The organism is Vreelandella sulfidaeris Esulfide1 (assembly GCF_054072535.1).
In genome coordinates, this window is record NZ_CM133364.1 from 2365397 (window position 1) to 2386235 (window position 20839).

A 20839-nucleotide genomic window follows, 5' to 3' on the forward strand; every position below is an offset into this window, starting at 1 on the left:
ACATGTAGGGGTATTACAGAATCGTCGATCTCACTACAAAAAAGAACGATTCTAAAAGATTCAGCCGCTACCTTAAGCCGCGGCACTCTAACTGAAACGGGTGATCGTGTATGATCTGTTTTCCGTTTCAGCGCAAAACGATATCTTGCTTATGCCGACATTCTCTTTGCTCGAACCGCCCCAGCCTCAAGGGACACGCGACACACTTTACTGGACAGCGCCGCCGGGCAGTGCGACTGCGCTGGCACTTTCCCGCGTTGCGGCTCATGCTCCCATCTTGGTGATCACCCCCAGTACAGCCAGTGCACAGCGCCTGGAACAAGATCTCTACTTTTATAGCGATGTGCCGGTTTTACCCTTTCCCGACTGGGAAACACTGCCTTACGATAGCTTCTCCCCCCACCAGGATATTGTTTCAGCAAGGCTACGCACGCTGCGTCAACTACAAGATGGCGTTCGCGGTATTGTTCTGGTCCCCATCAATACGCTGATGCAACGATTACCACCGGTTGAATATATTGCTGGCCGGGTAATGACGCTAAAAACCGGCGAGCGTTTAAATCGGGAAGCATTTCGTGAATCACTTTCCAGGGCGGGCTACCGCGCCGTTGAAACAGTATACGAACCCGGCGAATACGCCATGCGTGGCGCGCTGATCGACCTGTTTGCGATGGGTATGGATGAGCCGATTCGCATCGACCTGTTTGATGATGAAATTGACACGCTGCGCCATTTCGATCCAGGCAGTCAGCGCTCGACAGATAAACTGGATGCATTGGAACTACTGCCTGCCCACGAATACTCGCTGAGCCGCAGCGCTATCGCCTGTTTTCGTGAGCAGTTTGAAACCCTGTTTGATGTCGATCCGCGCCAGTGCCCACTTTACAACGATGCGCTAAAAGGCATTCCATCGCCGGGCCTCGAACATTACTTACCGTTGTTTTTTGATCAAACCGCCTCGCTGTTTGATCACCTGACCGATGATACCCGGGTGGCACTCCTGCCGGGCGTTTTTGATGCGGCCGAGCAGCACTGGCGGTCAATTGATGCCCGCTACGTTAATTTAGGCGTTGATCCAACCCGCCCCCTCCTGCCTCCGCATCGGGCATTTTTTCCTGTTAATGATGTATTTTCGGCAATTAAGGCCCGGCCGCGTATAGAGCTGACCGACGATAGCGAACAGCGCCACGCCCAACATCCCGAAGCTTTGCCGCTTCCCACGCTATCTATCAATGCCCGCGCCAAACAACCGTTAGGCGAACTAGCTGCGTTTCTGAAATCTCACGACCAGACCCGCATGCTTTTTGTGGCGGAGTCCAGAGGGCGCCGCGAAGCGCTGGAAGAAATATTAGCGCCTCTTGGGCTTCCCCTGCCCCACGTTAATAGCTTTCACGATTTTCTAGCCAGCAAGCATACTTATGCAATTACTGAAGGCTTGGTTGACAGCGGCCTATGGCTGAACAACCCCAGCGTTGCGGTGATTAGCGAAACGGAGCTGTTTGGCGATGTGGTACGCCAAAGCCGACGGCGCGAAAAAGCTACCGATGATAACGAGCTTGCGGTTCGTCACCTATCAGAACTGCGCGAAGGCGCCCCGGTCGTTCACCAGGCCCATGGTGTGGGGCGCTATTTGGGCTTGGAAACGCTAGAGGCAGGCGGCCAGGCGAGTGAGTTTCTGGCGCTCTCTTACGCCGATGGCGCCAAACTTTATGTGCCCGTTGATAGCCTGCACCTCATTTCTCGCTACAGCGGTGCCGATGACGAACTGGCGCCGCTACACAAGCTTGGTTCGGATCAATGGGAAAAAGCCCGCCGCAAAGCTGCGGAGAAGATCCGCGATACGGCTGCTGAACTACTAGATGTCTACGCCCGCAGGGAAGCCCAGCAAGGCGTTGTCTACGAAGCGCCAGGCGATGAATATGTTCGTTTTGCGAGCAACTTCCCGTTTGAAGAGACCGCCGATCAGCACGCAGCGATTGAGGCTGTTATAAGCGACATGACATCGCCACAGCCAATGGATCGCGTTGTTTGCGGCGACGTGGGCTTCGGCAAAACCGAAGTCGCCATGCGGGCGGCTTTCCTGGCCGTGCAATCCGGTCGCCAAGTGGTAGTACTGGTACCCACAACGCTATTGGCACGCCAGCATTTTGAGAACTTTCGCGACCGTTTTGCCGATACCGCCGTCAACATTGGTTTGATCTCACGCTTTACCAGCGGAAAAGACGCCAACCAAACACTGGAGAGCATCAAAAGCGGCCAAACTGATATCGTTATTGGCACCCATAAACTGCTCTCCAAGAGCGTTGAGCTACCCAAGATGGGCTTACTAATCATTGATGAAGAGCACCGTTTTGGCGTGGCGCAAAAAGAGAAGCTTAAAACACTGCGCGCTGAAGTCGATATTTTGACATTAACGGCAACGCCCATACCGCGCACACTGAATATGGCCATGAGCGGTATCCGCGACCTTTCCATTATCGCAACGCCCCCCGCTCGCCGCCTATCAGTCAAAACCTTCGTCCAGCAGCACGACACCAGCATTATTAAAGAAGCATTACTGCGTGAAATCCTACGCGGTGGCCAGGTCTATGTGCTGCATAACGAGGTTAAAACGATTGAGAACAGTGCGGAAAAGATTCGAGAATTAATTCCCGAAGCCCGGGTGGCGGTAGCCCATGGCCAGCTCCCTGAGCGCAGCCTGGAACGGATCATGTCAGACTTCTACCACCGTCGCTTTAATGTGCTGGTGTGCTCAACCATTATTGAAACCGGTATTGACGTACCTAGCGCCAATACGATCATTATTGAACGCGCCGATAAGTTTGGCCTGGCACAGCTGCACCAATTACGGGGTCGCGTAGGCCGCAGCCACCATCAGGCTTACGCTTACCTATTAACGCCACCTCCCAAAGCCATGACGCGAGATGCTATCAAACGCCTGGAAGCGATCAGCGCCTCAGATGATTTAGGCGCTGGCTTCACCCTGGCCAGCCACGATATGGAAATCCGCGGGGCTGGCGAGCTGTTGGGTGATGAGCAGAGCGGCCAGATGGAAACCATCGGTTACACACTCTACATGGAGATGCTGGATCGTGCTGTGAAAGCCATACGTGCTGGTAAAACACCGAATATCGATGCGCCTTTCAATACCGGCGTGGAAATTAGCCTTAACCTGCCGGCACTGATTCCGAATGATTATATTCACGATGTGCAACAACGGCTCGTCATGTATAAGCGGATTGCCAATACGCAAAGCGATAGTGAGCTTAAAGAGCTACAGGTTGAGCTGATTGACCGGTTTGGATTGCTACCCGCACCGCTAAAAAATCTAATTCGCCAAACCAAGCTTCGCCATCGTGCTGAGCAATTAGGTATCAGCAAGATTGAGGCTGGAGAGACCCGAGGGCGGGTGCTGTTTGATGGCAGCACCCAAGTCGATCCTTTAACGCTAGTCACCCTCATTCAGACCTCGCCTAAGCATTACCGTTTAGACGGTTCTGACACGTTAAGATTTGAATTGCCTATGGAAAGTGTCGACAAGCGCTTCCAGCAGCTCGAAAACTTACTCAGCACGCTTAATCAAAAAGTAGCGGCGGCGTGAACCTTGGGGCAAACTTGCCACTAGCCATGCCTTATTGGTTCACAACGCGCATCAGCAGTGATTAACACATTAGGAACGACCATGAATATACGCGATACTTTTACCCTTTGGGGCCCTACCAGCTTGGCAGTTTTATTAGCCGCAAGCTTGGCGAGCCCCGCTTTTGCGCAACCGACTGAAGAGAAAGCCGATAGCCAGGCACAGGAAATCAGCATCGACGCCGTCGACAGCGCCGCTCAGGTGGCTGATCAGAATGAACTGCCCCGTGGCCATTTCCGCCTTCCTGAAAGCGGTGACGTGATTGGGAAGCGTTATACCGTCGTTGTCGAAGACCCCGAGCAAACACTGATTGATATCGCCCGTCGACATAATATTGGCTATGAAGAGATCCGCATGGCCAACCCCGATGTCAGCCTATGGGTACCCGGCGTAGGTACCGAAGTAGTGATCCCCGCTCAGTACATATTGCCGCCTGCCCCGCGCGAAGGCGTTGTTGTGAACCTTTCGGAACTACGTCTTTACTACTACCCCGCTGACAAGCCGGGCATTGTCGAAACCTATCCGGTAAGCGTAGGCCGGGATGAATTTGCAACGCCTGTTGGCATTACCCGCACCACTGTCAAAGTTAAAGACCCCGCCTGGTCACCGCCCTCTTCTATGCGTCGCGAGGCAGCCGAACGCGGCGAACCGGCACCTTCTGTCGTACCGCCCGGACCAGACAACCCCTTGGGTGAGCACGCGATTTTGCTGGCCATGCCGAGCTACTTGATCCATGGCACCAATCGCCCTGACGGCGTTGGGATGCGAGTAAGCCGCGGCTGCATTCGTATGTACCCGGAAGACATTGAATCACTTTATGAGCGTTTACCGAGTGGCACTCAAGTTAATCTGATAGACGCGCCATTCAAAGCAGGCTGGGCAGCCGATGGCACGCTGTTCGTGCAGTCATTTCCTCAACTGGAAGAAAACGCGGAAGGCTTTGAGCCACTGCTCATCGCTATTGAGCGGGTCAATGAGCTTACTGACGAAGATATTGAAATCGACGCCGAACAGATACAGCGCGCCGTCGAAACGCCGGACGGCCAATTTGTTGCACTTTATGGGCCGCAAGCTGTCGAGCCAGAACCCGAGCCTGTTGAACTGATTGATGAGATTGAACTCAGCAAGTCATCCACTACTAATGAAGACGCATAAAAAACAGCTGCAACAAAAAACCCCGCCAAGGCGGGGTTTTTTGCGTAGCTAGCGGCAAAAACTGCTTGCCCAGCGTTTTAATTTGCTAACGCCATACTAACTACACCTTCATCCAGCAGCTACCAAGATAGTCTAGCGACATTCTCGATAGCCCAAGCAGAATTACTTCTGCATGGAACGCTGGAACTGACGGCTCATTTCTTCACGGTTCTGCTCAGACATCTGCAGAGCAGCCTGCGCATCGCGCTGGGCTTGGTTAGCAGTGTTCAAAGCTTGTGAAGCCATGCTGCGTGCTTCTGCTGCGTCAGCCTGTGCAGATTCTGCAGTCATGCGAACTTCTTCCAGTGCGCCGGTAGAAGCACAGCCTGCTAGGATTGCCAGTGAAGCGGCAGCAGCAGTCATTTTCAGAGTAGTTTTCAAAGTCATAATGTTCTCCTTGAGTCGTCCTTGGGTACTACGTTTAGGGTATGACAAAAGCAAGACTAAAAGCTTAGCTTAAATTTGTCTACCTGCGGTGCAGGTTCTTTACAATGACTTGTGCCATAAAGCACGCAAGCCAAACGCCGTTTTATAATAGACCACAGCGGTTGTCTATAGCCACTTGTTTAAAACCTCGAACTTCCTTCAACGGCAATAGCTTAACGGATCACTACCCGGGTGCCAACACCCACCAAATCCGTTAAGCGATCAATTTGCTCGTTAGTAACGGCAACACACCCTTGGGTCCAATGAAAGCGCCCATGGATATCGGGATCGGCACTACCCAGACCGTGGATACCAATCGCCCCACCTAGGGCCGTGTCTTGCGGCGGATATCCGTTACGACGGTAGTAGTCGAAGTAATTTTCATAATCTGCTTGGGAATAAATTCCCTTTTCTAACGCCATTCGTGCATGGGGCGGTGTTGGAAAATCAATGCCCATGAAGGTGCGCCACTGGCTTTGATAATTAAAACGATTGATACGAAACTCGCCCTTTGGGGTCACGTTATCACCACGAACCCGCTGGGTCTTCGCCCCAGAACGCCCTAGTGAAATAGGCATAAAACGCTCAATCAGCGCACTTCCACGAAATACGCTAAGCGTTGCCTCTTTATCATCAACCAATACCCAAAGCTCGTTACTATGGCGCGGTAAATGGGCGCGAGTAAGCATTGTTTCGATAAGATCAGAAGGGCCAGCTTGGCTAGGTGCATTAACAGCTGCGCTGGCAACTGCAGGCCAGCTCAGCGCCATGGCTAAAAAACGACGGCGATTTACAGGAATCATGGTATTTCTCGAAACAAATTGGCCGTTACAAGTCCGATTAGGCGCATCTGGTGGCTGTTATACCCTATTCCCATACCGGCTGTTAGTGATTTCGTCATCTCTCGCATTAAATGCCTTGCAACTCTTCCATACTGGCCATCATATGGCGTATTTCTGAATTATGTCCTTCGGCTAGCGAATCAAAGAACTCCGCTTCGGGTTTAATTCTCGACCGTAAAGCACGATGCTCATACATCGCTTGTAAGCGCTCATGAGCGATGGTGGCAGTTTTCATCGCATCTTCGAGGGAACCTATAACAGTTTCCTCTGCCATTCGATCCAATTCGGGCGGTTCAGGAAATTCACTTGACTCATCGAACCACGTTTCTAATAGCTTCGAATGGTCTGTACCGTCGTTAAACAGGTCTTCAAGCCCCGTTTTCATTTGCAATTCGCGACTAGCCAAGTAATCCAAACCCATTTTTAAGCGTTCATTATCTGCCTTATCAGCGGCCTCACCGTACTGACGCGCCATCCGCGCGTGAAAACCTGCCGCCCATTCGACTAAATCTTTAATTTGGTTATAGCGCATCATGATCTCCTTTTCGTGGTGCTTACTTGACTATTGAGCAGTAAGTCTCTTACCACTCCAGGCTGGTTTCGCGCAAAGCTTCTATTTCTCGCTTGGCATCCTGAAGCTTACCCAATAATTGTTGACGTAAACTCGCTTGACCACCCACTGTAATCATAGCGGGATTATGCGATGCGCGCCGCGCCGCACCTTCATCACTATGCAGGCGCTCAAGCTGGCCAGCCAGCCAATTCAACCAACTCTCTGGCTCAGCCTTTAAGTCACGCAAGCGCTGTAGCTCTGCCAAGGCCGGGCCATCACTTGCCAACAACACATTCCAGCGGTGTTCTGACAAGCGCGCATGTTCGGTGACTTCGCGCAAAAGCGACTCTAATGCCAGCTCAAAGAGAGCCAGAGCACCTTCCTCCAACGCCATCTGACGTGATGGAGTATGCTCATCTTCTCCCACTGAGGAAGTGGCTAGTAGCTCCGCCTGATAGAGCAATTGGTTGGTTCGAGATCGTGCATTCACTTGCGCTTATCCTCCACGTGCCATTTACCGGCTTCAAACATGGCTTTCCAACCGGTAGCTTTACCCTCTTCATCTGTCATCACGTACTGCTCTTTGCTCTTACGTGAATAACGGATTTGAGCGGGTCGGCCATCTGGATCTTCACTGGGCGCTTTGAGAATAAAATGATATTTCTCAGGCAGCTCATCAGCATGCGCTTTCAGTTCTTTCACTAACGGCGGCCGCGTTTCGCGATTTTTAGGAAATTTGCTCGCTGCCAAAAATAAGCCGCTTGCCCCATCGCGCAGTACGTAATGGTCGTCCACTTTTTGACAGGCCAACTCCGGCATAGGAATGGGGTCCATTTTCGGCGGAGCCACTTCACCGCTCCTCAACAATTTGCGTGTGTTTTTACACTCGCTATTGGTGCACCCAAAATACTTGCCAAAGCGACCTGATTTCAACTGCATTTCAGAGCCGCACTTATCGCATTCAATCACCGGGCCATCGTAGCCCTTAATCTTGAATTTGCCGCTTTCCACTTCGTAGCCGTCACAATCGGGGCTGTTACCACAAATATGCAGCTTGCGAGTTTCATCAATCAGGTAGTTGTCCATCGCTGTACCACACTTTGGGCAACGACGCTTGGCCCGCAGTGCATCGGTTTCAGCTTCTTCACCCGCATCTTCGGCTACCGACTCTTCACCGGGAATCAAGTCAATGGTGGTTTTGCAACGCTCCTTGGGCGGCAAATTATAGCCACTACAGCCCAAGAACACGCCTGTAGAAGCTGTGCGAATTTGCATATGGCGGCCACACTTTGGGCAATCGATATTGGTGGGCACCGGCTGGTTGGGACGCATGCCATCGTCGCTTTCAGCCTTAGCAAGCTCGTCACGGAACTCACCATAGAAAGCATCTAGCAAGGCCTGCCAGTTACGCTCACCTTCTGCGACTTCATCCAGACTATCTTCCATACGAGCGGTGAACGAAAAGTCCATTAAATCAGGGAAGGACTCCTTCAACCGCTCAGTAACGATGTCGCCCAGTTTCTCCGCATAAAAACGACGATTTTCTAACTTCACATAGCCGCGATCCTGGATCGTGGAGATGATTGATGCATAGGTGGAGGGGCGACCAATCCCCTGTTTTTCAAGTTCTTTAACCAGGCTTGCTTCAGTGTAACGCGGTGCGGGCTTAGTAAAGTGCTGTTGAGGATCGAGCGCCTCCAGCGCCATGGAAGTGCCTTGAGGCAAATCAGGCAAGCTCTGATCTTCATTTTTACCGCTGGGTTTCATCACCCGGGTATAACCATCGAATTTCAACACGCGGCCTTTCGCGCGCAGCTCATAACCATCGACCTCAACGGTGAGCGTACTAGACAAATACTCCGCGGGCGTCATCTGACAAGCCACAAACTGACGCCAGATCAGCTCATAAAGGCGTTCTGCATCGCGTTCCATACCGGCCAGATCCGACGCTTTACGCTCAACGCTAGACGGACGAATGGCTTCGTGAGCCTCTTGGGCGCTCTCTTTGCTACTGTAACGATTAGGCGCTTCTGGCAGATAGCGCTTACCGAACTCATCACCAATGTAACTACGCACGCTTTCTACTGCATCTTTCGAGAGATTGGTAGAGTCGGTACGCATATAGGTGATGTAGCCCGCCTCATAAAGGCGCTGGGCCATGGTCATGGTTTTCTTGACAGAAAAGCCTAACCGGCCACTTGCCGCTTGCTGCAGCGTCGAGGTGATAAAGGGTGCCGTGGGCTTTGAACTGGTGGGCTTATCTTCCCGCGAGGTAATCGCCAGCTTGGCTTTTCTAAGCTGTTCAATACGCGCCAGAGTGTCTTTTTCAGAGGTAGGCTTAAAGGCCTTGCCATCCTGACGAACCAGGGCAAAACGCACTAGCTCCCCTTCTGGTGAGGCTAAATCTGCGTGCACATCCCAAAACTCCTCGGGGATAAAGGCACGAATTTCACGCTCACGCTCGACAATCAGCCGAACCGCGACTGACTGCACACGGCCCGCTGACAGCCCACGCGCTACTTTCGCCCACAAAAGAGGCGAGAGCATAAAGCCCACGACACGATCCAGGAAGCGTCGCGCCTGCTGTGCTTCTACACGGGGTATATTCAGCGCGCCAGGCGCCTTGAACGCATCCTGAATAGCGTTTTTGGTGATTTCATTAAACACCACGCGCTTGTAGCGGCTGTCGTCACCACCGATAGTCTCGCGCAGGTGCCAGGCAATGGCTTCCCCTTCGCGGTCCAAATCCGTTGCGAGATAGACAGCGTCGGCTTTCTCAGCCAACTTTTGTAGCTCGGCCACGACCTTTTCTTTTCCGGGCAGCACCTCATAGCGAGCTTCCCAGCCGTTATCGGGGTCAATCCCCATCCGCCGAATTAGCTGATCTTGGCTTTTACGCTTTTTATATTCTGCTTTCTCTTCCGCCGACATCTTGCGTGTCGCTGCGGCCTGGCGCGCGCGCTCCTTAGGGTCGGAGGCTGCCTTACCTGAGCCGCTGGTCGGCAGGTCACGAATGTGACCCACGCTCGACTTGACGATGAAATCGTTGCCGAGATATTTATTAATCGTCTTCGCTTTAGCTGGCGACTCGACGATGACCAGTGACTTGCCCATAGTGCTCCACTTTCCTAATGCACGGACTGTCTGCGCGTGCTCTGAATTCGGTGCCGTATCGCTGGGATGAACCAGCCTATAAAAAGATACGGATGAAAAAATGCGCCTACCCTACCCCAGCCTTTGGCTAAGCGCTAGTAGCAACCAAGTAGCAGAGAGATTCCCTATATTTCAGATAAAGAGTAGCTAGACACTAGACTGCCACCAGCATTACAGCAACCCAAAAAGTACTAAGACAAACAAAACGCCCCCACCAAATAGGCAGGGGCGCTGTGAGCTAAAGCATTGTTTTAGCGGTCACGCGGTGTCTTTCGACGCTCAGCAGCACGCTTGGGCTTAGTAGTTGATTTAGATGATTCAGAGCCCGATTTGCTCGTGTTAGCCGGTGTCGGCTTTGGTTCTTCTGCCGCTGCCGTTGCTTCTTCCTTGGCGTCTTTGGGTTTAGCAATCGCCTCGGCTTTTCTGGGCCTTGCCTTGTTAAATAGTGCTTTAATTTGAGCAAAGCGCTCCGCAGCATGCTCTGAAAGCTCACCACTGGCGGCGAATACATGCTCAAGATGGCTAATATAGCCGTCAATATCGTCGTTGCTTTTTCCAGCCAGCAAATTAGGCAGTGAACTCAGCGCTGCTTCACGATCCAATTTTAAGATAAAGAACTGCTCACGCACTAAGCGCTTAAACTCACTTAGCTCAATGCCTGGCTCAAGCTCAGCACGCGAGGCGCGCAGACGTTTGAAGTTACGCTCATCTGTCGCCGGGGCACCGCCCATTACATAAATGAGCGAACGCATGACCGCTTCATGGGCACTGCCATGAGCGATTTTTTCACGTAACGCTTCTTGACGCTGCTCAACAAAGCGACGATGTTCAGGTTCAGCCCCCGGACGACGACGGTGCACATGTGCATCTCCGTAAAGGCCTACGGCGGCTTGTAATAGCGGCTGGCCGTAGATATCCAAGAACATTTTTTCGGTACTGCTATCGCGCAGATCACGCATCGCATTGAGGCTAGCGACCAATTGGTCTGACCCCATGTTTTCAAACGCTTTAAACAGATTGTCCTGTGACACCGGATGGCGATTTTTGCGCACTGCATCCGCCATGACCGGTAACGGAACGGAAAGGGGGTTGCGATCAGAGAGCAATTTGTAACCCAGGCGGATCGGGTGCATGCGACGAATCAAGCGAGCCGCTTCGGGAGTCATTGTGGCTTTTAGCCAGGGCTGTATAAACAACCGATACATGCCTAGATTAATTTCTGAAATACGGGCCACGGTAGCAAAACGACGATCATCCTCGGGCTTGTGCTTGACGGCGCTATCCAGCTCAGTGAAATCACGTGACATGAATTCAAGCAGGTAGTCACGCTCGTAAAGCTCTGGGTCTTCGCCTTCTTCGGCAGGCGTTATCGCCGTTTCGTATAAGCCTGGCGGTAACACATCAATGTAATCCATGTTCGCGGTGAACTCGGTATGTTCTTTACGCGAAACACTTCCCGATACAAAAATACCTAAATGGCCAGTCGTATCGTGCTGGCAATAGACGATGGTCTGATCATGAGCAATGATATCGTCTACGTCTTCGTATAAATCACGGATCCAACCCAACGCTTGAGGCGGTGGCGTAATGTCATCACCACGCGAGCAGAACACCACTACTGGGGAACGTACATTGCGAAGATCAATTCGACGCCCATCACTGGTCACCAGTTGTGCGGTAGAGAGACGATTGCCAATGAATAAGTTATCGACAATATATTGAATCTCTTCACCACCTAGTACTACGTGACCGCCCCACCAGCGCTCGAACTCAAGGTAGCGGCCCGCTTCTGTGTCGATATTGTCATAAAGGTGATACTGCTTTTTCCAATACGTATTGGCTGGGTTAAGACGCTCAAAGTTCTGAACCAACCAGGCACCATCAAACAGGCCATTACCAATATCCGTAGTGAGCGCGGTAACCCAGCTTCCTCCCGTCATACCGCCGGTATAACGCATCGGCGCTTTGCCGTGCTCTCCGGCCCAGTAAGAGAGCGGTGCACCGGCAATCAGAATAGGACCAAACACTTCAGGCTCTAGGGCTGCGGCCATCATTAGTTGCCAACCCGCCTGGCAATTGCCCACCACCATCGGCTTTTCGGTGGTCTCGGGATGTAGCTCAATGACGTGACGCAGAAACGCTATTTCCGACTCAACCACATCCTCTACCGTTTGGCCCGGCTCAGGAAATGGCAAAAAGCCAATGAAGTAGCAGGGGTGCCCTGCTTTAAGAGCCACACCCAACTCGCTGTCAGGCTTAAATCCACCAATCCCTGGCCCATGCCCCGCACGCGGATCGACTACCACAAAAGGGCGTTTTTGAAGATCAATTTCAGTCCCTTCGTGAGGTAGCACGCGTAGTAACTCGTAGTTGGTTGGCCGCGGTAGCGTTCGTCCATCCACCAGCACTTCGGTATTAAACCCCAACACATTGGGCTTGGTTTGCTCCATATGTTCAAGGTACTGGTTGCCACGCTCGCGCATAACGTCCCAGTACAAAACACTTCTCTCTACACTATCGCGCCAGTAACCAAACGCCGCGCGACCAAACCCGAAGGGATCGAAAAAAGAAGCGAGCGCTTCACTACCTGGTACGCTTGTGGAACCATTTTGTTGCTCCAGCCATTCACCAGCAAAAGCGCTAGCAGGAAACATACTATTGGCGAGTGGGTTGGCAAGAAAATTCATAGGTTCTCCCATTGGGTTGATGCACCGGCCTCAAACCCGAAAAACAATGATTCAGCAAAATGATGCTGCAATGCAATATAGTTTAGGCCACTACGCGCATGGCGTCGATCTTTAACCCTGAAAATTACAAAATATACAATTAATAGAATCCGTTTTAAGCAGTGTTAAAAATTCGGTGATAGCATGCGTTGCCCTGGCGATGACGCCTGATGTTGTTATTTCTCCTATCGCCAGTAAATAGTGCTCACCACGAGGTTGCTATGTCGTCCCCTAACCTGCTTAATCGCCTCACATTTCGGCAACTACAGGTTTTCCAGGCGGTGCACCGTCAACGCTCATACTCACGCGCAGCTGAGCAATTGGGGCTTACCCAACCAGCGGTAAGTGCACAGATACGCCAACTTGAGCTGGCGCTCGGGCAGCCATTGTTTAGATACGCAGGCAAAACGCTCCATACACTCCCTGCTGCCGACACCCTCGCCCACTCGACAAGGGAAATTTTTGGGCAACTGTCACGCCTGCAAATGAACCTATCCGATATTAACGGCAAAATGAGCGGCGAACTTAATATCGCAGCGGTATCCTCGGCCCAATATGTAGTGCCTTACCTGCTCGCCCGTTTCCGTGCGCATTATCCAGATGTACACGTTCGACTGAAGGTATGTAACCGTAGCCAGGCACTTGAAAGATTGTCTGAACAGCAAGACGATCTTGTCATTATGGCAATGGTCCCTGAAGACGACCGCTTAGTGGTAATGCCGATCCTTGATAACGAACTAATCGCTGTTGTCTGGCCGGAGCACCCGCTGCTCTCAATGCCCGAACCCTCGCTGGCAGACTTCGCCCGTCACTATGTCCTTATGCGTGAGCCCGGTTCTGGAGTACGTAACGCCTTTGAGCAAATGGCTGCCAATCAGCAGGTCGCGTTATCCCACTGTATTGAACTAGGGACCAATGAGGCGATTAAAGGCGGTGTAATGGCGCACTTAGGTGTTGCGGTACTACCACGCTTGGCGGTACAGCTTGAACTTGAACAAGGGTTACTTTTTGAGCTGGGTTTGCCTGACTTCCCTATCCACCGTTCATGGTGCACGGTATACACCCGCGAACGGCTTCCTACGCCGGTTGCTGAACTCTTCCTGAGTTTTATCCGTGAGCATTTACCCGACTACCGCCGCCATTTTCAAGCGCCTTCCAGCCCGCTACCCAGCCACGGTGTCGCCTGCCTACCCATGCTTTTACCCTAGGGTGCTGCGATGTCCCACGGTGTGTCCCGTTGACAGCGAGATATGTTATATTAGTCATTATCAGCACGATAAAATATTGGTCGTACCACCTATCAGTCGGCAGGCCTTATAGGGGTTTCCGCCCGCTTACGAACCCGGCCTACCGCACAAAAGAGAGGCTCTGTCCCTATGAGCAATAACCCCTCGCAGCGCGTGTCTAGTGGTGAAAAATACCGTAACGAACATGGCACGGCGGCGATCAAGGATGGCATGAAGCAGCGCAAAGCGCAGGCAGAAGCCCCTTCACTTGAACGCAAGCCCAAATGGCTGCGAGCCCAGATCCCCGGGGGGAAGCGCTTTGAGGCGGTCAAGAAAAACGTCGCTACCCACCGACTAAGCACCGTTTGCGCAGAATCCCATTGCCCCAATATGGGCGAATGCTGGAGCAACGGCACAGCAACGATCATGCTGATGGGCTCGGTATGTACCCGCGCCTGTCGTTTCTGCGCGGTGGACACCGGCAACCCTAAGGGCTGGCTAGATCATGAAGAGCCTGAAAACACCGCTAAATCGGTGGAATTAATGGGGCTTCGCTACATTGTGCTCACCTCGGTAGATCGTGACGATCTCGATGATGGTGGCGCAACGCACTACGCTAACTGCATTCGCGCCATTAAAGCCCGCACGCCGGGAGTCGTCGTTGAGGCTCTAACGCCCGACTTTGATGGTGAACTCACAGCTATTGAGCGTGTTGTCGATTCTGGCCTGGAAGTATTTGCCCAAAATGTGGAAACTGTCGAGCGTCTAACAGGCCGTGTTCGTGACCGGCGGGCAGGTTATCGCAAAACACTTGATGTGCTTGCCCATGCGAAACGTTACCGTCCTGATATCATCACCAAAACCAGCCTGATGCTGGGATTGGGTGAAACGGATGAAGAGATCCTCCAAACGTTTGATGATCTTCGTGAAATTGGTGTGGATATTGTGACACTTGGGCAGTATCTGCGCCCGACCAAAAATCACTTGGCGGTAGAGCGCTGGGTGACACCGGAAGAGTTCGATCGCTATCGGGTCATTGGCTTGGGCAAAGGCTTTATGGAAGTACCTTCTGGCCCACTAGTGCGTTCCAGTTACCGCGCTGACCGTGTATTCGAGAAAAACAACTTGGGCCTAGCCTCACCGGCAGCTATTCCAGGACAGGAACAAGCTGTAGATCCAAACCTTATTCCCGCGTTGAACGTCGGCTAAAAAATTTATCGGCAGATGGCTTGCCGCTATTAAGATAAGAAAAATTTGTGCTCTATGAGAGCTCAATTAAATCTTTATAATGGCGAGCTATCAATACTGACCAAGTCGCGTTTTAGCTGTATGGCTAACGCCTCAGCCAATTGCCGCCCTACCCCATGACCGCTTGATAGAGACACGAAATCGGCCAGCCTTGCTATAGGCATACCGGCATAGCCGCAAGGGTTAATGCGAGAAAAAGGCGCCAAGTCACCATCGACATTTAACGCCACCCCATGAAAGCTCGCACCACGCCGTACGCGTAGTCCAAGGGAGGCAATTTTCGCTTCACCTGACGCTGTTGTAACGTAGACACCAGGTGCATCAGGACGCGCACGAGCGCTAACGCCATAATTGCTTAAAACATCAATCACCGCATTCTCAAGCGCAGTGACCAAATCACGCACACCAATTTTACCTCGCCGCACGTCCAGCAATGGGTACAGCACGACTTGACCAGGTCCGTGATAAGTAACCTGCCCGCCCCGATCGGTGTGTACGACCGGAATATCACCAGGCAGCAGTAAATGTTCTGGCTTGCCAGCCTGCCCTTGGGTAAACACCGGTTCATGCTCTACCAACCAGAATTGATCCGGCGTTTGCGCATCGCGCGTGTCGGTCAGAGCGCGCATCGCCTCCCAAACCGGCAAATACCCTTGGCGCCCCAAATCATGCAGCCTAATTGGCGTGGTGTCGTCCACGATTACACCACCATATGAACACGACCGGTGGCCTTGAGGTCATCAAAGAGCGCTTTAATATGCTGCTCTCCGGTCGCCCTAATCACCACACGAACCGACTGGAAACGTCCTTTTCGGCTATCTACCACTTGCATTGTCGTGGCGTCAAAGTCAGGCGCGTGGCGGACAATCACCTGACACACACAGGCCGGAAAGTCCTCGGCGGCATCACCGACGACTTTTAACGAATAATCACAGGGAAAGGTGATTTTAGGGGGTTCTTGAGCCGCTGGTTGGCGTAAATCGCGCAGTCCCTGAGGAGTACCTTTTTTCATAGCAAACCCATCGTTACGGATACAAAATCGCCGGTCTCGTTTTACGCAAAGCTTAATCGGTAAAGCGACTAATCAGACCACTAAAGAAACGCTGCACCTGATCAAACAGACGCTTGAAGAGACCGCCCTCTTCAATGCTTTCCAATGCCACTAGACGACGCTCACCGACCACTTCTTCACCTAAGTGAACTTCCAGCGTGCCGACTTCATCGCCAATAGCAATCGGCGCCTGTAGGTCTGAGTTAAGGTTAAGACGAGCGCGCAACTCTTCATTGCGGTTGCGTGGCAGTGTCATAAAGACCTCTTCGTCCACACCAACTCGCAGCTCGTTAATATCACCCCCCCAAACCCGCGGCGTTGCCAATACGGCACCCCGTTCATACAGTTTCATCGTCTCGAAAAAACGGAAACCATAGCTGAGTAGCTTTTGAGTTTCCTGAGCGCGTGCCTCGTCAGAATTAGTGCCCATTACGACGGAAATCAAACGCATATCATCGCGCTTAGCCGACGATACCAAGCAGAAACCCGCTTCTGTTGTCCAGCCCGTTTTCAGACCATCTACTGAGGGGTCACGCCACAGCAGGCGGTTACGGTTAGGTTGATCAATGCCGCCGTAGGAAAAAGTACGCTGTGAGTATATCTCGTAGTGATCGGGGTAATCATTAATGATGTGCTGGGAGAGACGCGCCATGTCATGGGCTGTCGAGTAATGATTCTCGCCCGGCAAGCCGGTGGCGTTCTGGAAGTTAGTATTATTCATGCCCAAACGCGTTGCATGTTGATTCATGAGATCTGCAAACGGCGCTTCACCACCCGCCAAATGCTCTGCCATGGCGACACTGGCATCGTTACCAGAAACAATAATGATACCGTGGAGCAGATCATCTACCGAGACTTGATCACCCACCTCAATAAACATTTTTGAGCCGCCTGTACGCCATGCGTTCTCACTAATGTTGATCATATCGGTCAAATTGATCGTCCCGCGATCCAGCTCGCGCTCAACCAAATAGGCGGTCATCAGCTTGGTCAGGCTCGCAGGCGGAAGACGCTCATCTGAATTATGCTCTGCCAAAATTCGCCCGCTGTTAGCATCCATGAGTATCCAAGAACTCGCCGCTAACTGGGGAGGAGAAGGAATAATTGTCTGCGGCTGCGGAATGACCTGAGCAGAGGCAGGTACGGCAACCGTCGCCATTGCAGCAAAAAGGCACAGGCGCGCAGAGCGACCAATGGATGTAAACACGTTCATAACGTCAGTCTCACTTACTTGAAAGCTTACTTGCAAAGCTTATTTTAAAAACAAGGTGGCGCATAAAACGCGCCACAAGGAATAAATAGGGGAGGGATTATCGCACAACAAAGACCTGGGGGAACCCTGCTTGACGCAGTGTTTCGCGAGCCTGGGACTCTTGTCCCGGCGTAATGGGCCCCACTTGAACGCGATACACGTCAGCGTCACTCGTAATGCGCACTGCGTGTGGCTGCTCAGTTTGCAAACGCTGCTGTAACTGCTGGGCACCTTCTGGATTGCCTAATGCCGCAATCTGGAGATAAACCGCGTCGCCTACCTTATCCTGGTTGGGCGACTGCGATGGTTGTGAAGCAGGCGCTTGCGTATCCTGCGCTTGCCCAGCAAGTGCGGGAGAAGCATTTGGCGCATCACTGGAAGCTTCAGGTGCCCTTTCAGGTACGCTTGCCTGCACGGTGTCGTTACCGCCCTTGCCGCGCTCAGCCAACCACTGCTCGGGATTCATCGCTTCGACTTTGACGGAGCCAGTACCATTATCGAGGAACCCAAGCCTTGCCGCAGCTGCGTAGGAGAGGTCGATTTCACGATCACTATGGAAGGGACCACGATCGTTTACCCTGACAATCACCGACCGCCCATTATCAAGACTAGTAATCCGCGCGAAGGTAGGCAACGGTAGCGAACGATGCGCCGCCGACATTTTATACATGTCGTAGATCTCACCGTTAGACGTTGCGTAGCCATGAAATTTTTCGCCATACCAAGAGGCTGTACCGCGCTTCTCATAGCCTGTTGCATCAGGCAGCACGTGATAGGTTTTACCCCACACTTCATAGCTTGAACGATTGCCTGCTCGAGATGGTTGCTCAATGCGCGGTTCCGCGTCAGGCACTTTGGTAACATCCGGCGGCTCAACTGGATAGGCATCACCACTCATGGCATAGCGACCACCGCTGGTGCCCGCCTCAGAAGCGGGAGCCGATTGGCTGGCAGCACTGGGCGCATCCACTCGCTGAGTTTCGTGACTGGCACAGCCGCTGACCAGCGAAAGCAAGGCGAGCAAGCCACCTGCCCGCCGGGACACTGTGACCGGGGAGCTTTTCAACCACAGCTTCGCAAAACGGGGCTTCGCAAAACAGGGCTTTGCAAAACGGGGCTTCGAAAAACGGGACTTGGAAAGTTTGCTATTCATGTCTCGTCCTTGTTCAGCTCGGCAATCGCTTCTACCAACTCAGCTATGGCCATTGCATAAAGGTGGCTGTGGTTGTAGCGGGTGATCACGTAAAAATTGTACTCACCAAACCGGTATTGGGTCTGTCCATCGGCGTATTCAAGCGCTAACGGTACGACCAATAAATTATCATCGAGCTGCTTGCGCGGCTCAAACCCGTGCGCCTCAAGCTCAGCAACACTCACCTCAGGCGGTGACGTTTGGTTAAACGAGAGTTCTTGCATTAGCTCTATCGGCAATACAGCAGGGCCACTGGCTTGATGGTAAATATCAGCGCCCGGCTGCCAGCGGTGTTCGGCAAAATAATTGGCGACACTGCCAATAGCATCGACCGGATTTTCCCAAAGATCGCGGCGCCCATCGTCATCAAAATCCACGGCATAAGCTTGATAACTGGTGGGTATAAATTGCGGATACCCCATGGCGCCCGCATAAGAACCGCGTAACTCAGTGGGATCAACTTGCTGCTCGTAGGCTATCTGTAAAAATGCCGCTAACTCACCACGAAAAAAAGTGCCTCTGGCCGGATGATGAAAAGCCAGCGTGGCTAGCGAATCCAATACACGGTGCTGACCTTTATGCCGACCATAATAAGTTTCTACGCCAATAATGGCGGTAATAACTTCCGCGGGCACACCATAAGTGGCTTCGGCTCGCGCCAGGGCATCAGCATGCTCATCGATAAACTCAACGCCTTCTTCAATGCGCTGCTGGGTTAGGAAAATCGCGCGGTACTCATGCCACTTTAGACGCCGCTCAGCAGCCCCTTCCATAGCATCTAGCACACTCTGGGTATAATTCGCCTGCCCCAAGGCTTCTTCTAACCACGCTTGTGGCAGCCCTTCTTCCATCAGCTCTTTCATCAACGCTTGGCTTTCAGCATTCTGCTGGGGCGCAAAGTGCTGGGAAGCGGCGTGTTGATTACCCTGAGAAGTCTCACCGGCCAATACCATTGGCGCTACCCAGCACATCAACGTTGCTAGCATAAAGCTGCTCGTCTTTCCTTGAACCTTGCTCATTGGCTCTCCACTGGCGAACTATAAATTCCAGAACTATTAATTCCAGAACTCTAAATTCCAGAACTATCCACACTCAAACCATCCATTCCGGAATTATTCATTCCGGATGCTTACATTTATGAGCAGCTCACGCGTCGAACTGGCCAAATTTCAACTAGCGGGATAGCAACCGACGATGGGCATGTATGGACATGAGAATACCGAAACCCGCTAATAAGGTCACGCTGGAGGTGCCACCAAAACTAACCAACGGCAACGGCACTCCCACCACAGGCAGAATGCCACTCACCATCCCCATGTTGACAAACACGTAGATAAAAAATGTTAAAATAATACTACCCGCGACTAAACGCCCAAACGTATCTTGAGCAGTACTTGCCATCCATAAGCCACGGCTCACTATTAACAGGTACAGAAAGAGCAGCGCCAGCATTCCCACCAAACCAAACTCTTCGCCCAAGACAGCAATAATGAAATCCGTATGCCGCTCCGGCAGGAACTCTAATTGGGACTGGGTACCTTGCAGCCAACCTTTCCCCCATAGCCCACCACTGCCAATGGCCGTGGTGGATTGAATAATGTTCCAACCCGATCCAAGCGGGTCGCTTTCAGGGTTTAAAAACGTCAACACCCGCTGACGCTGGTAATTGTGCATATTCATCCAGAGCACGGGCACACCCGCAGCTCCCAGTGCCGCAATGAAGCCGATCAAACGCCACGATAAACCCGCTAGCAGAACCACAATTAGGGCAGCACTGGCTACCAGCAATGAGGTTCCCAAATCAGGCTGGATAGCCGTAAGGACGACAGGTAAGCCGATAATGACGCCGCATACCAGTATATCGCGCAGCCGTGGCGGCAGCTCACAGCGGTTAAGATAGGCTGCAACCATTAACGGGGCTGCCAGCTTCATCATTTCCGAGGGTTGAAAGCGTATCACGCCGGGAATCACTAACCAGCGTTTGGCCCCCATGCCCACATCACCCACCACATCAACGGCAATCAGCATGGCAACGCCGACGCCATAGGCCAGCGGAGCGAAACGTAAAAAAGTAGAGGGTGAAAATTGGGCGATAATCACCATCCCTACCAATGCGATGCAAAAACGCACGCTTTGAGCAATGACGGCGTCCATGGATTGCCCTGAAGCGCTGTAAAGAACGATCAAACCGCTACTCATCAATAGTAGAAGCAAGCCAAGCAGCCAGGGGTCGAGATGGATTCTTTCCCAGATACTTTTACGCCGGGCGATTCCGCTTTCGGGCGGGCGTACAGGATAACCACGCATCGAACGAGTTATATACTGCCAAGGCATGG

At 52.3% G+C, this 20839-nt stretch carries 16 protein-coding genes; 4 read left to right on the plus strand and 12 right to left on the minus strand.

Annotation, left to right across the window (positions count from 1 at the left end):
- The first annotated feature begins 151 nt into the window (after positions 1 to 151).
- Together mfd and ACW44H_RS11080 are read left to right on the plus strand one after the other, a co-directional pair.
- Complete coding sequence (gene mfd, locus ACW44H_RS11075; RefSeq protein WP_457504505.1) at positions 152 to 3601, plus strand: transcription-repair coupling factor; 3450 nt, start codon at positions 152 to 154, stop codon at positions 3599 to 3601.
- 81 nt (positions 3602 to 3682) lie between these two features.
- Positions 3683 to 4795, plus strand: coding sequence for a L,D-transpeptidase family protein (locus tag ACW44H_RS11080; protein ID WP_113269605.1), 1113 nt, complete (start codon positions 3683 to 3685; stop codon positions 4793 to 4795).
- A gap of 162 nt (positions 4796 to 4957) precedes the next feature.
- Here the strand turns inward: ACW44H_RS11080 and ACW44H_RS11085 are convergent, their stop codons facing one another.
- The 6 genes from ACW44H_RS11085 to ACW44H_RS11110 all read right to left on the minus strand — a co-directional run bounded on the left by ACW44H_RS11085 (position 4958) and on the right by ACW44H_RS11110 (position 12495).
- Positions 4958 to 5221 carry an Lpp/OprI family alanine-zipper lipoprotein gene (locus ACW44H_RS11085; protein WP_113269604.1) on the minus strand — a complete coding sequence of 88 codons (264 nt, stop codon included), beginning with the start codon at positions 5219 to 5221 and terminating at the stop codon, positions 4958 to 4960.
- 212 nt (positions 5222 to 5433) lie between these two features.
- Positions 5434 to 6063, minus strand: coding sequence for a L,D-transpeptidase family protein (locus ACW44H_RS11090; RefSeq protein ID WP_113269603.1), 630 nt, complete (start codon positions 6061 to 6063; stop codon positions 5434 to 5436).
- 106 nt (positions 6064 to 6169) lie between these two features.
- Entirely contained in the window at positions 6170 to 6637 is a 468-nt protein-coding gene (locus ACW44H_RS11095; protein ID WP_457504508.1) for a 2-hydroxyacyl-CoA dehydratase, read from the minus strand.
- Positions 6638 to 6683: 46 nt separating this feature from the next.
- Positions 6684 to 7145, minus strand: coding sequence for a DUF6586 family protein (locus ACW44H_RS11100; RefSeq protein WP_457504509.1), 462 nt, complete (start codon positions 7143 to 7145; stop codon positions 6684 to 6686).
- Entirely contained in the window at positions 7142 to 9769 is a 2628-nt protein-coding gene (gene topA, locus ACW44H_RS11105) for a type I DNA topoisomerase (RefSeq protein ID WP_113269600.1), read from the minus strand. The genes ACW44H_RS11100 and topA overlap by 4 nt, the downstream gene beginning before the upstream one ends.
- A gap of 290 nt (positions 9770 to 10059) precedes the next feature.
- On the minus strand, positions 10060 to 12495 hold the full coding sequence (locus ACW44H_RS11110) for a DUF3141 domain-containing protein (protein WP_457504510.1): 2436 nt from the start codon (positions 12493 to 12495) through the stop codon (positions 10060 to 10062).
- Positions 12496 to 12755: 260 nt separating this feature from the next.
- Between ACW44H_RS11110 and ACW44H_RS11115 the strand changes: the two genes are divergently transcribed.
- Positions 12756 to 13742 carry a LysR family transcriptional regulator gene (locus ACW44H_RS11115; RefSeq protein WP_457504512.1) on the plus strand — a complete coding sequence of 329 codons (987 nt, stop codon included), beginning with the start codon at positions 12756 to 12758 and terminating at the stop codon, positions 13740 to 13742.
- A 168-nt stretch (positions 13743 to 13910) separates the two neighbouring features.
- Complete coding sequence (gene lipA, locus ACW44H_RS11120; protein WP_457504513.1) at positions 13911 to 14969, plus strand: lipoyl synthase; 1059 nt, start codon at positions 13911 to 13913, stop codon at positions 14967 to 14969.
- A gap of 74 nt (positions 14970 to 15043) precedes the next feature.
- Here the strand turns inward: lipA and lipB are convergent, their stop codons facing one another.
- The 6 genes from lipB to rodA form a co-directional block, all read right to left on the minus strand.
- Complete coding sequence (lipB, locus tag ACW44H_RS11125; protein ID WP_457504515.1) at positions 15044 to 15706, minus strand: lipoyl(octanoyl) transferase LipB; 663 nt, start codon at positions 15704 to 15706, stop codon at positions 15044 to 15046.
- A gap of 2 nt (positions 15707 to 15708) precedes the next feature.
- Complete coding sequence (locus ACW44H_RS11130; RefSeq protein WP_113269596.1) at positions 15709 to 16020, minus strand: HP0495 family protein; 312 nt, start codon at positions 16018 to 16020, stop codon at positions 15709 to 15711.
- 52 nt (positions 16021 to 16072) lie between these two features.
- Positions 16073 to 17272, minus strand: coding sequence for a D-alanyl-D-alanine carboxypeptidase family protein (locus ACW44H_RS11135; RefSeq protein WP_457504517.1), 1200 nt, complete (start codon positions 17270 to 17272; stop codon positions 16073 to 16075).
- A 97-nt stretch (positions 17273 to 17369) separates the two neighbouring features.
- Positions 17370 to 18464 carry a septal ring lytic transglycosylase RlpA family protein gene (locus tag ACW44H_RS11140; protein WP_457504519.1) on the minus strand — a complete coding sequence of 365 codons (1095 nt, stop codon included), beginning with the start codon at positions 18462 to 18464 and terminating at the stop codon, positions 17370 to 17372.
- Positions 18461 to 19522, minus strand: coding sequence for a lytic murein transglycosylase B (gene mltB / locus ACW44H_RS11145; protein WP_457504521.1), 1062 nt, complete (start codon positions 19520 to 19522; stop codon positions 18461 to 18463). The genes ACW44H_RS11140 and mltB overlap by 4 nt, the downstream gene beginning before the upstream one ends.
- 154 nt (positions 19523 to 19676) lie before the next feature.
- Positions 19677 to 20837 carry a rod shape-determining protein RodA gene (gene rodA, locus ACW44H_RS11150; RefSeq protein ID WP_457504522.1) on the minus strand — a complete coding sequence of 387 codons (1161 nt, stop codon included), beginning with the start codon at positions 20835 to 20837 and terminating at the stop codon, positions 19677 to 19679.
- Positions 20838 to 20839: the final 2 nt, after the last annotated feature.